The organism is Mesorhizobium opportunistum WSM2075 (genome assembly GCF_000176035.2).
In the GTDB taxonomy this organism is placed as follows: Bacteria; Pseudomonadota; Alphaproteobacteria; order Rhizobiales; family Rhizobiaceae; genus Mesorhizobium; species Mesorhizobium opportunistum.
Genome location: NC_015675.1, coordinates 5,168,086 through 5,182,121, shown reverse-complemented (window position 1 = coordinate 5,182,121; position 14,036 = coordinate 5,168,086). Strand labels below are relative to the sequence as shown.

13 protein-coding genes are annotated in these 14,036 nt (G+C 64.4%); 9 read left to right on the top strand and 4 right to left on the bottom strand.

Features of this window, described 5'->3' with window-relative positions; genetic code table 11:
* The first annotated feature begins 70 nt into the window (after nucleotides 1-70).
* The gene (locus tag MESOP_RS25060; protein WP_049802475.1) at nucleotides 71-397 is read left to right on the top strand and encodes a hypothetical protein; all 327 of its coding nucleotides are present in this window, start codon (nucleotides 71-73) and stop codon (nucleotides 395-397) included.
* A gap of 4 nt (nucleotides 398-401) precedes the next feature.
* On the opposite strand, the gene MESOP_RS25055 is transcribed toward MESOP_RS25060, so the two are convergent.
* Complete coding sequence (locus MESOP_RS25055; protein ID WP_013896128.1) at nucleotides 402-956, bottom strand: HdeD family acid-resistance protein; 555 nt, start codon at nucleotides 954-956, stop codon at nucleotides 402-404.
* Between the two features lie 230 nt (nucleotides 957-1,186).
* Here MESOP_RS25055 and MESOP_RS25050 point away from each other — a divergent pair, with 230 nt between their 5' ends.
* Entirely contained in the window at nucleotides 1,187-1,957 is a 771-nt protein-coding gene (locus tag MESOP_RS25050; RefSeq protein WP_245264963.1) for a MipA/OmpV family protein, read from the top strand.
* Here MESOP_RS25050 and MESOP_RS35260 read toward each other — a convergent pair.
* Entirely contained in the window at nucleotides 1,933-2,136 is a 204-nt protein-coding gene (locus MESOP_RS35260; protein ID WP_150111230.1) for a hypothetical protein, read from the bottom strand. The genes MESOP_RS25050 and MESOP_RS35260 overlap by 25 nt on opposite strands.
* A gap of 108 nt (nucleotides 2,137-2,244) precedes the next feature.
* Here MESOP_RS35260 and ileS point away from each other — a divergent pair, with 108 nt between their 5' ends.
* Both ileS and MESOP_RS25040 read left to right on the top strand, forming a co-directional pair.
* Entirely contained in the window at nucleotides 2,245-5,214 is a 2,970-nt protein-coding gene (ileS, locus tag MESOP_RS25045) for an isoleucine--tRNA ligase (protein WP_013896126.1), read from the top strand.
* A 258-nt stretch (nucleotides 5,215-5,472) separates the two neighbouring features.
* Nucleotides 5,473-6,150, top strand: coding sequence for a metal ABC transporter substrate-binding protein (locus MESOP_RS25040; protein ID WP_013896125.1), 678 nt, complete (start codon nucleotides 5,473-5,475; stop codon nucleotides 6,148-6,150).
* A 40-nt stretch (nucleotides 6,151-6,190) separates the two neighbouring features.
* On the opposite strand, the gene MESOP_RS25035 is transcribed toward MESOP_RS25040, so the two are convergent.
* Nucleotides 6,191-6,640: a nucleoside deaminase gene (locus MESOP_RS25035; protein ID WP_013896124.1), complete on the bottom strand. Its 450-nt coding sequence runs from the start codon at nucleotides 6,638-6,640 to the stop codon at nucleotides 6,191-6,193.
* 242 nt (nucleotides 6,641-6,882) lie between these two features.
* Between MESOP_RS25035 and MESOP_RS25030 the strand changes: the two genes are divergently transcribed.
* The 5 genes from MESOP_RS25030 to MESOP_RS25010 all read left to right on the top strand — a co-directional run bounded on the left by MESOP_RS25030 (nucleotide 6,883) and on the right by MESOP_RS25010 (nucleotide 13,364).
* Nucleotides 6,883-8,832: a pseudouridine synthase gene (locus MESOP_RS25030; RefSeq protein ID WP_013896123.1), complete on the top strand. Its 1,950-nt coding sequence runs from the start codon at nucleotides 6,883-6,885 to the stop codon at nucleotides 8,830-8,832.
* Between the two features lie 29 nt (nucleotides 8,833-8,861).
* On the top strand, nucleotides 8,862-9,416 hold the full coding sequence (rsmD, locus tag MESOP_RS25025; protein ID WP_013896122.1) for a 16S rRNA (guanine(966)-N(2))-methyltransferase RsmD: 555 nt from the start codon (nucleotides 8,862-8,864) through the stop codon (nucleotides 9,414-9,416).
* A gap of 169 nt (nucleotides 9,417-9,585) precedes the next feature.
* Complete coding sequence (locus tag MESOP_RS25020; RefSeq protein WP_013896121.1) at nucleotides 9,586-10,974, top strand: M16 family metallopeptidase; 1,389 nt, start codon at nucleotides 9,586-9,588, stop codon at nucleotides 10,972-10,974.
* 204 nt (nucleotides 10,975-11,178) lie between these two features.
* Nucleotides 11,179-12,501 (top strand): M16 family metallopeptidase, encoded by a 1,323-nt coding sequence (locus MESOP_RS25015; RefSeq protein ID WP_013896120.1) that lies wholly within the window; start codon nucleotides 11,179-11,181, stop codon nucleotides 12,499-12,501.
* A complete protein-coding gene (locus MESOP_RS25010) occupies nucleotides 12,498-13,364 on the top strand; it encodes a patatin-like phospholipase family protein (protein WP_013896119.1) in 867 nt (288 codons plus the stop codon). The genes MESOP_RS25015 and MESOP_RS25010 overlap by 4 nt, the downstream gene beginning before the upstream one ends.
* A gap of 67 nt (nucleotides 13,365-13,431) precedes the next feature.
* Here MESOP_RS25010 and MESOP_RS25005 read toward each other — a convergent pair whose 3' ends face one another.
* A complete protein-coding gene (locus MESOP_RS25005) occupies nucleotides 13,432-13,974 on the bottom strand; it encodes a dihydrofolate reductase family protein (protein ID WP_013896118.1) in 543 nt (180 codons plus the stop codon).
* Nucleotides 13,975-14,036 lie beyond the last annotated feature (62 nt).

Sequence of the window (14,036 nt, the reverse complement as noted above, 5' to 3'; positions counted from 1 at the left end):
TCACGGGAAAACGCCAACGACTGTGAAACAGTTCATCGAAGTCGGTTGGCGGGGCGCCCAACACTCGTTGATGAAAATCGACCTGTTCGTCTGGGGCGTGGTGATCGTCTGCGCAGGCTTGTTCATACTTTGCGATGGGCTGAGCGCGCATTGGGGCAAGACCGGCAGCGGCCGCAGCCTGGCCTATGTCATGCTGCTGTCGCCGCTCTCCTACTGGGCCTTTGCCTTCATCAACACACGACTGGATCTTGCCGTGACCGGGGCTCTGGTCAACACCATCGTGGTCGCCGGCGCCGTGCTGGTCGGTGCGGTCGTCTTCAAGGAAGAGGTATCGTCGCTGCAATATATTGGAATTGCATTCGCGCTGATCTCGGTGACGCTGCTCAACCTCGCCTGATCATCTACTTCTTCAAGGCAAGCCCGACCGCGATGAAGGTCCAGCCCTGGAAAATCAGGTCGATCGCCAGGAATAGTCCGAGCACCCACAGGCTGTTGACCGGCCAGCCCATGGCGATGATCAGGCCGGCGAGCACGCTGATGACGCCTGCCGCGACGATCCAGCCCCAGCCGCGTTCCGGGCGGTGACTATAGCCGACCCAGGCCCTGAGCGCGCCGGAAGCGACAAGCGCAACGGCCAGCAGGAAGGTCAGCACTGCCGAGGCGAGCAATGGATTGTCGAAGGCGAAAAATCCGGCGACAGCGTAAAGCAGTCCGCTGAGCAGCCAGTAGAAGAAGCGGCCCCAGGTCTTGACGCCGAACGCATGCATGATCTCGATGATGCCGGCCACCAGCATCAGCCAGCCGACGACATAGACGGAAGCCACCGTGGCGATGAACAGATTGCCGAAGGCGATGCCGCCGAGGATCAGCAGCAGCACGCCCAGACCGACGAACCATCCCCACTTGTCTCGCGTCTGGCCGATCGCGTTCTTCAGTGTATCGCCGTGCAGGGTCATGTCGCCACCTCCATTGAGGACCGCCAGCATGCAACGAAGTTATCCCTGGCGCCGATCCGCGTCCAGCCGATGGCGGGCTGGATGGTGCAGGCAATAAGAGCCGGATGTCTCGTCCTTAAATCAAATTTTACCAAAGCCTCTTCAATGCTGTCGCCGAAGGACAGTTGTATCGTGTTAGTGGAGTTGCCATGAGTCCGGTCGGGAAGATTTCTGCAGCCTTGGCAACCGTCATGCTGGCTACCTCAGGCGCGGCCGAGGCCGGCGAGGGCGCTTTCGGCTGGCTACCCGGTGACTGGTACCTGACGGTCGGCGCCACCGGCATGGTGGCGCCCAATTTCGAGGGCGGCAGGCAGTACCTGCTCAGTGCCTCGCCGATCATTTCGCTGGGCAAGGCCGGCCCCGCGGCTCGCTTCACCTCCCGCAACGACAACATTTCGTTGGCGCTTGTCGACGATGGCAGTGTTCGCGCCGGTCTGACCGGCAAGTTCCTGTTCTCGCGCGACGACAGCAATGCCGACGAGCTGAAGGGTCTCGATCCTGTTCGCTGGGGTGGCGAAGTCGGCGGCTTCTTCGAATTCTACCCGACGGACTGGTTGCGCGCTCGCGCTGAGCTGCGCCACGGCATCCGCGCTCACAACGGCTTTGTCGCCGATATCGCCGCCGACGCCTTCTACGACGTGACGCCGACCGTCAGGATTTCGGGTGGACCGCGCGTGTCTTTTGCCTCGGCCAATTATTTCGACGCCTATTATGGCGTCGATGCGCAGGAAGCCGTGGCATCGGGCCTGAGCCGGTACAATCCCGGCGGCGGGCTGAAGTCTGTCGGCCTCGGCGGCGCGGTGACCTGGAAAGTGACCGATCCGATGACCGCCAGCCTGTTCGGCGAGTATTCGCGCCTGGAGGGTCCGGCAGCCGATTCCAGCCTGGTCAGGGAACGTGGCGACCGCAACCAGTTCATGGTCGGCGTGTCGACCACCTATCGCTTCGACTTTTCGATGTAGGCGAATCGAACGAGACGCTTTATTCCTGCCGCGGCATCGGCTAAAAGCCCAGCCATGAGCAGCTTTTTGCGCCTTTTCGCAATCGCGATACGAATTACAGGCCCGGTGTTCCGGGCGGCCTGAGCGCCGCCGGAACCGCCGGGAGTTTCGCGCGCGCCCTCGCGCTTTTTCCAGAACATCAATGCATATCGCCCAAAAGTGGGTCCGGTTTTGGGAAACGGTATGCGTCAACCAAAGACTTCAACGCCCCGGCTTTTGTGCCGACGGGCTATGCAGATGGCAGATCAATGACCGACACTGTTGAAACGATCGACTATTCCAAGACGCTCTACCTGCCGCAGACGGATTTCCCGATGCGCGCCGGCTTGCCCGAGAAAGAGCCGGTGCTGGTCAAGCGCTGGCAGGATATGGACCTCTACCGCAAGCTGCGCGAGGAAGCCGCCGGCCGCACGAAATACGTGCTGCATGACGGCCCGCCCTACGCCAACGGCAACATCCACATCGGCCATGCGCTGAACAAGATCCTCAAGGACGTCATCACCCGTTCGTTCCAGATGCGCGGCTATGATTCCAACTACGTGCCCGGCTGGGATTGCCACGGCCTGCCGATCGAATGGAAGATCGAGGAGCAGTACCGCGCCAAGGGCAAGAACAAGGACGAGGTGCCGGTCAACGAGTTCCGCAAGGAATGCCGTGAATTCGCCGCGCACTGGATCTCCGTGCAGGGCGGCGAGTTCCAGCGCCTCGGCGTCATCGGCGACTTCAAGAACCCCTATACGACGATGGCTTTCCACGCCGAGGCGCGCATCGCCGGCGAATTGTTGAAATTCGCCATGTCGGGCCAGCTCTATCGCGGCTCGAAGCCGGTGATGTGGAGCGTCGTCGAGCGCACGGCGCTGGCCGAGGCCGAGATCGAGTACCAGGACTATGAGAGCGACACGATCTGGGTGAAATTCCCGGTCGTCAGCCTTGCCCGCGAGGTCGCCAATACCGTAGGGCCGGCAAAGCTGACCGAGACGTCGCTGGACCTGCTGGAAGCTCATGTCGTCATCTGGACGACGACGCCCTGGACCATCCCCGGCAACCGCGCCGTCAGCTATTCGCCGCGCATCGGCTATGGTCTTTACGAGGTCACCGCGGCCGAGAATGCCTTCGGGCCGCAGCCGGGCGAGAAGCTCATCTTTGCCGATGCTCTGGCGGAAGATTGCGCGGCCAAGGCCAAGGTCACCTTGAATCGCCTTCACAGCGTTTCGGCCGAACAGCTTGGAAGTCTTACGCTTTCGCATCCGTTCAAGGGTCTTGGCGGCGGCTACGAATTTGCCGTTCCGATGCTCGCCGGCGACCATGTCACCGACGATGCGGGCACCGGCTTCGTCCACACCGCGCCCGGCCACGGCCGCGAGGATTTCGATGCCTGGATGGATTCCGCTGCCGACCTGCGCGCGCGCGGTGTCGACACCGCGATCCCGTTCACGGTCGACGATGGCGGCTTCTTCACCAGGGACGCGCCGGGCTTCGGCCCGGACCGCGAGGGCGGGCCCGCGCGCGTCATCGACGACAACGGCAAGAAGGGGAACGCCAACCAGGCGGTCATCGACGAGCTGATCAAGCGCAACGCGCTGTTCGCGCGCGGCCGCCTGAAGCACTCCTATCCGCATTCCTGGCGGTCGAAGAAGCCGATCATCTTCCGCAACACGCCGCAGTGGTTCATCTATATGGACAAGGATCTCGGCGACGGCACGACGCTGCGCAGCCGCGCGCTGAAGGCGATCGACGACACCCGTTTCGTGCCGGCGGCAGGCCAGAACCGTATCCGCGCCATGATCGAGGAACGGCCCGACTGGGTGCTGTCGCGTCAGCGTGCCTGGGGCGTGCCGATCGCCGTTTTCGCCGACGAGGACGGCAATGTGCTCAAGGACGAGGCCGTCAACCAGCGCATCATGGACGCCTTCGAGACGGAAGGCGCCGACGCCTGGTTCGCGGCTGGCGCCAAGGAACGCTTCCTCGGCAATCACGATGCCTCCCGGTGGCGGCAGGTGATGGACATCCTCGACGTCTGGTTCGATTCGGGTTCGACGCATGTCTTTACGCTCGAGGACCGTCCTGACCTGAAATGGCCGGCCGATGTCTATCTCGAGGGTTCCGACCAGCATCGCGGCTGGTTCCATTCCTCGTTGCTCGAAAGCTGCGGCACCAGGGGCAGGGCGCCCTACGACACGGTCGTCACCCATGGCTTCACCATGGACGAGGACGGGCGCAAGATGTCGAAATCGCTCGGCAACACCGTCGTGCCGCAGGACGTGATCAAGCAGTCCGGCGCCGACATCCTGCGGCTCTGGGTGGTGACGACGGATTATTGGGAAGATCAGCGGCTCGGCAAGAACGTGCTGCAGACCAACATCGACGCCTACCGCAAGCTGCGCAACACCGTCCGCTGGATGCTGGGCACGCTCGCCCATGACGATGGCGAGAATGTGCCGCTGGAAGCGATGCCGGAGCTGGAGCGGCTGATGTTGCACCGGCTGTCCGAACTCGACGAGGTGGTGCGCCAGGGCTACGACGCCTTCGAGTTCAAGCGCATCACCCGCGCGCTCATCGATTTCATGGTGGTCGAGCTGTCGGCCTTCTATTTCGACATCCGCAAGGACGCGCTCTATTGCGACGCGCCGTCGAGCGCGAAGCGCAAGGCTTCCGTGCAGGTGGTGCGTCATCTCTTCGACTGCCTGGTGAAATGGCTGGCGCCGATGCTGCCCTTCACCATGGAGGAGGCTTGGCTCGACCGTCATCCCGATGCGGTCTCGGTGCACCTCGACCAGTTCCCGGAAATCCCGGCGGATTGGAAGAACGAAGCCCTGGCGGAGAAATGGCGCAAGGTCAGGCAGGTGCGCCGCGTCGTCACCGGCGCGCTCGAGATCGCGCGTGCCCAGAAGGTGATCGGCTCCTCGCTGGAGGCGGTACCGGTGGTCACGATCAACGACGCGGCGCTCGAGGCGGCGATATCGGATGTCGACATGGCCGAGATGGCGATCACCAGCGATCTCGTCATTGCTGATGGCCAGGCGCCGCAGAGCGCCTTCACCCTGGACGACGTCAAGGGCGTCGCCGTGGTGGTCGAGAAGGCCGAGGATCGCGGCCTGGTCAAATGCGCGCGCTCCTGGCGCTACACGGCCGATGTCGGGCAGGACACGGAATTTCCCGATGTCTCGGCGCGCGATGCCGCCGTGCTGCGTGAACTGAAGGCGCTCGGCCGGCTCTGATGCATGTTACCCAAAAGTGCATGGCGGCTTTTGGGATCACGGCATGCGCGGCCAGAATGCCCGGCATATCGGTGCACAAATACCACGCCGGGCGGTGCTGATCCGCCCGCGCGTTGCCCTTAATGAGTGGTTGAGGTAAACACGCGAAACTCCGGAAGACAAATTGTCGCCGGATTTCCGTCGCAAGTGCTTGGACGATGGGGACCGGACACAAGGCCGGTGGCAATCGAAAGGCTGTCTAGAGTGGGACTTTTTGGCATGACCGAGAGATATAACGCGCGCCTTGCGCTTTTGGCGCCGCTTGTCGCATCGGGCCTCGCTTTGTCCGGCTGCATGGGCTCTCCGACCTATGGAACCGACAAGACTGCCGCCGAACAGCTGGCCGGCGATCTCACCGGCGCCGTTTCCTTCGCGCCGAAGCGCAAGGACCCGATCGACTACAAGCCGCGCCCGACGCTGGTGAAGCCGGCACCTGGCCAGAAGGAAGCGCTGCCGGCGCCGCAGAACAGCATCCAGACGGCGAGCGCCGAATGGCCTGAATCGCCCGAGCAGCGCCGCGCTCGCCTGCGCGCCGACGCCACGGCACACCAGGATGATCCGAACTATCAGTCGGAGATCGTTGACGACGTGCAGACCGATCCCGAGGCGATCAAGAAGGCTATGGCCGAATCAGGCTCCAGTCACCCGCCGGCTTGGACGCCCGCGGATTCCGACAAGGGCCGCGCCGCCGAGATCCAGCGCCGCCTTGCCGAAGGCAAGCAGGGCAATCCCAACACCCGCAAATATCTGAGCGAGCCGCCACTGGCCTACCGTGTCGCGTCCGATCAAGCGCCGCAGAACGAACTCGGCGAGGACGAGTACAAGAAGGAACGCCGCCTGAAGAAAGAGGCGGAAGGCAAGAAGGGCGGCTGGTTCGACTGGCTGCCGTCCCTGTAACAGCCGGCTGCGTCGATTGTGGACGGGCACGGCGCCCGGTTCAGTCGCGACGTTCCCTGAAAAATCCCTTGAGCAGCAGGCCCGCTTCGGTCTCGGCCATCCCCGGGTAGATGTCGGGCGCATGGTGGCAGGTCGGTGAGGCGAAGAAGCGCACGCCGTTGACCACCGCGCCGCCCTTTTCGTCGGCGGCGCCGAAATAGAGACGGCGCAGCCTGGCGAAGGAAATTGCGCCGGCGCACATGGCGCAGGGTTCCAGCGTCACATAGAGATCGTGGCCGGTAAGCCGCTCGGTCGCCAGTTTGCCGCAGGCCTCGCGGATCGCCAGCATCTCGGCATGCGCCGTAGGGTCGGCAAGCTCGCGGGTGCGGTTGCCGGCACTGGCGACGACGGTGCCGCCGCTGGCGATGACGGCGCCGACCGGCACTTCGCCGCGCAAGGCGGCTGCTTCGGCCTCTTTCAGCGCCACGGCCATGAAATCCGGCCGCTTCACGCGGTTTCCATTCCCATTGTGTCCTCGCCGCTCCAGGCTTTTGGTTTTCGTTTGTCTTTCCGGAAAAACCGGTCTCCACTTTTCCCTGACAAACTCTGATGATCCTGTTATTGAGCGCATAACCTCGAAAATCGGACTCGATTTTCGGAAATGATCATGCGCCAAATCAAAAGTGCTACAGCGTTCGTTGCGCGCCCGAAAGGATGCGCCACGCTGTAGCAGCGCAAACGGACAAAGGCCACATGGACGACAACGACAAGAAATCTCCGCGCCAAAAAGGCCCGGGCAAGAAACCCGCAGGCCCGCGTGGCGGTGGCAAGCCGTCCTTCGGCGCCAAGAAACCCTACGCGCCGCGCGGCGATCGTCCGATGGCCGCCGAGGGCGAGCGGCCGAAGCGCAACTTCAAGAGCGGCGACAAGCCGTTCAGCAAGGGGCCGCGCCCCGAAGGCAAGCCGTACGAGAAGCGCGAAGGTCCGCGCAAGCCCTACGCCCCGCGTGGCGATCGCCCTGTGGCGGCCGAAGGCGAGCGCAAGCCCTACGAGAAGCGCGAAGGTCCGCGCAAACCCTACGCCCCGCGTGGCGACCGTCCAATGTCCGCCGAAGGCGAGCGCAAACCCTATGAGAAGCGCGAAGGACCGCGCAAGCCTTACGCGCCGCGCGGTGACCGCCCGGCTGCTTCTGCGGAAGGTGGCGAAAGGCGCTTTGACCGTCCCAAGCGCGATTTTGGCGACCGTCCCAAGCGCGATTTCAACGATCGCCCCAAGCGTGACTTCGGCGATCGTCCGCAAGGCGCGTCCGGCGGCTTCAAGCCCCGCCCGCGTCCCGCCGAGGCAGAAGAAGAAGCCGGTGAACGGATCGCAAAGCGCTTGGCGCGCGCCGGTCTTGCCTCGCGTCGCGATGCCGAGGACCTGATCGCCGCCGGCCGCGTGAAGGTCAATGGCCGAGTGCTGGCCTCGCCGGCCTTCAATGTGATGCCCGGTGACATTATCCATCTCGACGGCATGGAAATCCCGCCGATCGAGCGCACGCGCCTGTTCCTGTTCCATAAGCCTGCCGGCGTGGTCACCACCAACCGGGATCCGGAAGGCCGCAAGACCGTCTTCGACGTGCTGCCGGCCGAATTGCCGCGGCTGATGACCATCGGCCGGCTCGACATCAACACCGAGGGTCTGCTGCTGCTGACCAATGATGGCGGCCTGTCGCGCGTGCTCGAACTGCCGGCCACCGGCTGGCTGCGCCGCTACCGCGTGCGCGTCCACGGCAAGGTCGAGGAAAGCGCGCTTGCCGGCCTGCGCGAGGGCATTGCCGTCGACGGTGTCTTCTATGGCGCGATCGAAGCCAGCCTCGACCGCGAGCAGGGCTCCAATGCCTGGCTGACGATCGGGCTGCGCGAAGGCAAGAACCGTGAGGTCAAGAACATCCTCGGCGCGCTCGGCCTCGACGTGACGCGGCTGATCCGCATCTCCTACGGTCCTTTCCAGCTCGAGGATCTTCCCGAAGGCCATGTGCTGGAGATCAAGGGCCGCGTGCTGCGCGACCAGCTTGGCGAGCGCCTGGTCGAGGAATCCGGCGCCAATTTCGACGCCGAGATTTCAAAGCCGTTCTCCAACAAGCCGGTGCGGCGCACCGAACCGCGTCAGGAAGAAGCCGAGCGGCCGAAAATTATGCGCGAGGGCGACCACCGGCCGATCGGCGAGGGCGGTCTGATCAAGAACCGCAAGCGCCGCGAAGGCAGCCGCGACGAGGCTCTGGGCAAGCTGTCGACCAGTCCCGATAGAGGCGAGAGGCCGGAAAAGAGTTTTGGCGAACGCGGTCCGAGGCCCGAACGCGGCGGCTTTGGCGACAAGCCGCGCGGCAATTTTGGCGACAAGCCGCGCGGTGGCTTCGGTGACAAGCCTCGTGGCGGTTTTGGCGGCAAGAAGCCCGAGCGCGAGCAGCGGCCGATCGAGCCGCCCGGCCAGCGCAAGGCCAATGTCTGGATGGCGCCGGGTGCCCGGCCGATCGGCAAGGGCAGGGCGGAAGCCGACGCTGCCAAAGCGGCCGAAGCCAAGGCGCGCAAGGCGTCGTTCAAGCCGTCCTATGGCAAACCGGGCGGCGCAAAACCGTTCGGCAAGGCGCGTGGCGAGCGTCCTGGCGGCGTCGGTGGCGGTGAGCGGCCGCGCGGCGGTCCGAAGGGGCCCAGGACGAAATGAGACCGGACTTAAATGAGACCCGGACTTAAATGAGAATCGTCGGCGGTGAGTTTCGCGGGCGTCCGCTGGCGACGCCCCGCAGCAGTGCCATCCGTCCGACGACCGACCGCACCCGCGAGGCCGTCTTCAACGTGCTGGCGCATCGCTTTGGCGAGCAGTTGGACGGCGCGCGCGTGCTCGACCTGTTTGCCGGCACCGGCGCGCTTGGCCTGGAAGCGCTGTCGCGGGGGGCATCCTATGGCGTGTTCATCGAGGAATCGGCCGAAGGCCGCGGCCTGATCCGCGACAATGTCGAGGCCTTCGGGCTGACCGGCCGCACCAAGATCTTCCGCCGCGACGCAACCGCCCTTGGCGAAGCCGGCACGCTGACCCCGTTCGGCCTCGTCTTCGCCGATCCGCCCTATGGCAAGGGCCTTGGCGAGCGCGCCCTGCAGTCGGCCAAGGCCGGCGGCTGGCTGCGGCCCGGCGCACTCTGCGTGGTCGAGGAGACCGCGGCGGTTCCCTTCGAGCCAGGCGCCGGCTTTTCCGTGCTCGACGAGCGCAACTACGGCGAGACCATCATCCGCTTCATCGAGGCTGGCTGACACGCCCGCGTTCAGCGGCCTCTTTGCCGCCGCCTTTGCCGGCAACAACAATTCGCTTTGCTTGTCGCCAGCACCTTGCCTATCGTCCTGTCCAAGCAATTCCAGGAAAAGTGTGAAGCGGTTTTCCCACGGGAATTGCGTCAAAACGAAGAGAAAACCGGAGCCATTGATGACACCCAGGGTTGAATGGCTGCGGGCAGCGCTGCTGGCGACGTCGCTGGCTTTTGTCATGACCGGCCCGGTGCCGGCCGCCAGTCCCGTATTGCCCGACACCGTGCCGGCCGAGTTCAAGGTGACGGATTTCCTGCTCGACAACGGCATGGAAGTGGTCGTCATTCCCGACCACCGTGCGCCCATCGTCACCCACATGGTATGGTACAAGATCGGCAGCGCCGACGAGCCGCCGGGCAAATCCGGCATCGCCCACTTCTTCGAGCACCTGATGTTCAAGGCGACGACCCATCACGCGGCCGGCGAGTTCGACCGTGCCGTCTCCGATATCGGCGGCTCCAACAACGCCTTCACCTCCTATGACTACACCGCTTTCCACGAGACGGTGGCGCCCTCGGCGCTCGAACAGATGATGAGCTTCGAGGCCGACCGCATGCGCAACCTCATCCTCACCGACGACGTCATCAAGACCGAGCGCGATGTCATCCTCGAGGAGCGCCGCTCGCGCATCGACAACAATCCGCAGGCGGTGCTCGACGAGGAAGTCGATGCGACGCTCTGGCAGAACCAGCCCTACCGCATTCCGGTGATCGGCTGGATGCAGGAGATGGAGCAGCTCAACCGCACCGATGCCACCGCCTTCTATGACAGGTATTACAGGCCCAACAACGCCGTGCTGATCGTCGCCGGCGATGTCGAGCCCGACGCGGTGCGGGCGCTGGCTGAAAAGACCTATGGCAAGGTGGCGCGCGGGCCAGACCTGCCGCCGCGCGTGCGCCCGGTCGAGCCGGAGCAGAACACCAAGCGCACCGTCACGCTTTCCGACGCTCGCGTCAGCGTGCCCAGTTTTTCGACGCAATGGGTGGTGCCGTCCTACCACACCGCCAAGCCGGGCGAGGCCGAAGCGCTCGATCTGCTTGCCGAGATCCTCGGTGGCGGCAACCGCAGCCGGCTCTACCAGGCGCTGGTGGTCAAGCAGGGCATCGCCTCCAACGCCGGCGCGTATTTCCAGGGCACCATGCTCGACGACACCAATTTCACCGTCTACGGCTCGCCGCGCGGCGACGCCAGGCTCGCCGACATCGAAGTCGCTGTCGATGCGGAGGTGGCGCGTATCGCCAGCGGCGGCGTCACGCCCGGAGAACTCGAAAAGGCCAAGGACCGCTATGTCAGGTCTATGGTCTTTGCCCGCGACAAGCAGGATTCCATGGCCGAAATCTATGGCTCGACATTGGCCACCGGCGGCAATGTGCAGGATGTCCAGCAATGGCCCGACCGCATCCGCAAGGTCACCGCGGACGAGGTCAAGGCCGTCGCCGCGCGCTATCTGGTGCTGGCCCACTCGACCACCGGCTATCTCTTGCCGCAGCAACAGGCGGGGAATTGATGATGAAGCGGTCGATGCACATACACGAAGCCGTGAACGCGCCTTCCCTTCTCCCCCTTGTGGGAGAAGGTGGATCGGCGCGCAGCGCCGAGACGGATGAGGGGTGCGCGACAGAGTGCCGTCCTTGCCAAGCTGGAGCACCCCTCATCCTACCGAGCTTCGCTCGGCCACCTTCTCCCGCAAGGGGAGAAGGGAAGACCGCGCGTGGCCACCACGCTCGCAACTTTCGTCCTCGCCATCCTCTTCCTCGTCCTGCCGGCACTTGCCGCCCGCGCCATGGAGATCCAGTCCGTCACCTCCTCGAAGGGCGTCACCGCCTGGCTGGTGGAGGACTATTCCGTGCCGGTGGTCAGCGTCCGTTTCGTCTTCGGCGGTGGCTCGACGCAGGATCCGCCGGGCAAGGAAGGGCTGGCCAACCTGATGACCGGCCTGTTCGACGAGGGCGCCGGCCCGCTCGATTCGGAAGCCTTTCAGATCAGGCTCGACGATGCCGGCGCCGAGATGGGCTTCGAGGAGAACCGCGACGGCATCTACGGCTCGATGCGCATGCTGGCCGAACAGCGCGACGAGGCCTTCGACTTGTTGCGGCTGGCGGTCAACGAGCCGCGCTTCGACCAGGCGCCGATCGACCGCATCCGCGCCCAGATCCTGTCCGGCATCATCGCCAACGAGAATGACCCCGACACGGTCGCGCAGAACCGATGGGCCCGCGCCATCTATGGCGACCACCCCTATTCGCGTTCCGACCAGGGCACCAGGCAGAGCATCGCCGCCATCACGCAGGAAGATCTCAACGCGCTGCGCAAGGCGGTGTTCGCACGCGGCGGCCTGCATGTCGCCGTGGTCGGCGCCATCGATGCCGGGACGTTGAAGAAGAAGCTGGACATGGTGTTCGGCAACCTGCCTGAGAAACAGGCGCTCGCCCCTGTCGCCGATATCGAGCCGAAGCTGGCGCAGCATCTGGAGGTCAATTACGATCTGCCGCAGACCTCGCTGCAGCTCGCCTGGCCCGGCGTGAAGCGCAAGGCTGTGGATTTCTTCCCGGCGGTGCTGATGAACGAGATCCTCGGCGGTGGCACCTTCACCTCGCGCCTGTTCCAGGAGGTGCGTGAAAAGCGCGGGCTGGCCTACAGCGTCGATTCCTCGCTGGTCAACCAGGACCACGCCAACGCGCTGATCGTCACCACCGGCACGCGATCGGATCGCGCGGCCGAGACGCTCGGCATCGTGCGCGCCGTCGCCAAGCGGTTGGCTGAGGACGGCCCGACCGAGGCTGAGCTCGCCGCAACCAAGAAATATCTGATCGGCGCCTACGCAATCAGCAATCTGAACTCCTCGAGTTCCATCGCCGCGACGCTGGTCGAGCTGCAGCTCGACGATCTCGGCATCGACTACATGCAGCGGCGCGCCGGCTACATCAACGCGGTGACGCTCGACCAGGTCAAGGCGGCGGCGAAGAAGCTGCTGTCGGCCGAACCGACCATCATGGTCGTCGGACCTCCGCTGGCCGGAGCCGGCAAGGGATGAGCCCGACTTTTGGAATAGCCTTCGGCGGTGGCGGCGCACGAGGCCTGGCGCATATCCATGTCATCGAGGCGCTGGACGAGCTCGGCATCCGACCGGTGGCGATCGCCGGCTCGTCGATCGGCGCCATCATGGGCGCCGGCATGGCCGCCGGCATGACCGGCAAGGACATCCACGACTACGCCCGCTCGGTCCTCGGCCGGCGCGCCGAGGTGGCAAGCCGCATGTGGCGGGCCCGGCCGGGCACGATCGCCGAAGCCATGCAGGGCGGCATCCGCGTCAGCCAGTTCAATGTCGAGCGCATCCTCAAGGCCTTCCTGCCCGACGCCATTCCCGAAACCTTCGCCGAGCTGAAGATCCCGCTGAAGGTGACGGCGACCGACTATTTCGGCCACAAGCTCGCCGTGTTCGACGACGGCGATCTGCATTCGGCACTTGCCGCCTCGGCCGCCATCCCCGCCGTGTTCCGCCCGGTGATGCGCAACGGCCGCCTGCTGATCGACGGCGGCATCTACAACCCCGTGCCGTTCGACCTGATCGAGAACGATGCCGACATCATCATCGGCGTCGACGTGGTCGGCGCGCCGGAAGAAGCCGACCGCAAGCACCCCACCTCCGTCGATCTGATGTTCGGCGCCACGCAGCTGATGATGCAATCGATCACCGCCAACAAGCTGAGACAAACCCAGCCCGATATCCTGGTCCGGCCGACAGTGTCGAAATACCGCGTGCTCGATTTCCTGAAAATCGACGCCCTGATGAACGAGACGGTGGCGATCAAGGATCAGCTGAAGCGGGAGGTGGAGCGGGTGGTGGAGGCGCGGGGCGCCGCCGCCAAGGGGAGGCGGGCCAAGAAAGTCGGGTAAGGACGGTGCGACGCCGGCAATTGGTCGCCAAGGTCGACTACTGTTGTCATCCAGGCATGGAAGCCCATTACGACTTCGCCGCCACCGGCACATACTCAAGCGCTACAACCCCGTTGCTGAATGGCGTTGCGGAGATCAACTCAAGCGGCACTTGTTCAACAGGCGGGAACAGCTTCTTGCCTTGGCCGACAGCGCCGGGATAGCTGAGCAGCCTGACGCGGTCGACCAGACCGTGGCGCAGCAGTTCCTGCGCGACGCTGAGGCTGCCATGCACATAGATGTTGCCGCCGCTCCCTTCCTTCAGGGCTCGCACCGCCACCGGCAGTGGCCCCTTGAGCAGTTCGGCCGGTTTCCAGTCGAGCGCCTTCAAGGTGCTGGAAGCGACATACTTCGGCAGCGCGTTGAACCGATTGGCGAAGGTTCCGGTTTCATCAGGCCACGAACCGGCAAAGATCTCATAGGTCGTGCGCCCCAGAAGCATGGCGCCGCTGTCGGCCAGTTCGTCCTCCTTGAAGCTGTTCATCTCATCGTTCCAGGTGATGCTTGGCAGCTTCTCGACCTCGGCGATGCCATCGACGCTGATGAATTCGGTGACGATAAGTTTTCTCATGGCGTCCTCCTTCTTTGCTCAAAGGACGAACCGCAGGGACGTTTTGCGACTGCCCCAGTGAA

What these genes read in the sequence shown, in the direction of transcription:
- MESOP_RS25060 (WP_049802475.1), top strand. Translation starts at nt 71, where the DNA reads ATGAAAATCGACCTGTTCGTCTGGGGCGTGGTGATCGTCTGCGCAGGC.
- MESOP_RS25055 (WP_013896128.1), bottom strand. Translation starts at nt 956, where the DNA reads ATGACCCTGCACGGCGATACACTGAAGAACGCGATCGGCCAGACGCGA.
- MESOP_RS25050 (WP_245264963.1), top strand. Translation starts at nt 1,187, where the DNA reads ATGCTGGCTACCTCAGGCGCGGCCGAGGCCGGCGAGGGCGCTTTCGGC.
- MESOP_RS35260 (WP_150111230.1), bottom strand. Translation starts at nt 2,136, where the DNA reads ATGTTCTGGAAAAAGCGCGAGGGCGCGCGCGAAACTCCCGGCGGTTCC.
- ileS (WP_013896126.1), top strand. Translation starts at nt 2,245, where the DNA reads ATGACCGACACTGTTGAAACGATCGACTATTCCAAGACGCTCTACCTG.
- MESOP_RS25040 (WP_013896125.1), top strand. Translation starts at nt 5,473, where the DNA reads ATGACCGAGAGATATAACGCGCGCCTTGCGCTTTTGGCGCCGCTTGTC.
- MESOP_RS25030 (WP_013896123.1), top strand. Translation starts at nt 6,883, where the DNA reads ATGGACGACAACGACAAGAAATCTCCGCGCCAAAAAGGCCCGGGCAAG.
- rsmD (WP_013896122.1), top strand. Translation starts at nt 8,862, where the DNA reads ATGAGAATCGTCGGCGGTGAGTTTCGCGGGCGTCCGCTGGCGACGCCC.
- MESOP_RS25020 (WP_013896121.1), top strand. Translation starts at nt 9,586, where the DNA reads ATGACACCCAGGGTTGAATGGCTGCGGGCAGCGCTGCTGGCGACGTCG.
- MESOP_RS25010 (WP_013896119.1), top strand. Translation starts at nt 12,498, where the DNA reads ATGAGCCCGACTTTTGGAATAGCCTTCGGCGGTGGCGGCGCACGAGGC.
- MESOP_RS25005 (WP_013896118.1), bottom strand. Translation starts at nt 13,974, where the DNA reads ATGAGAAAACTTATCGTCACCGAATTCATCAGCGTCGATGGCATCGCC.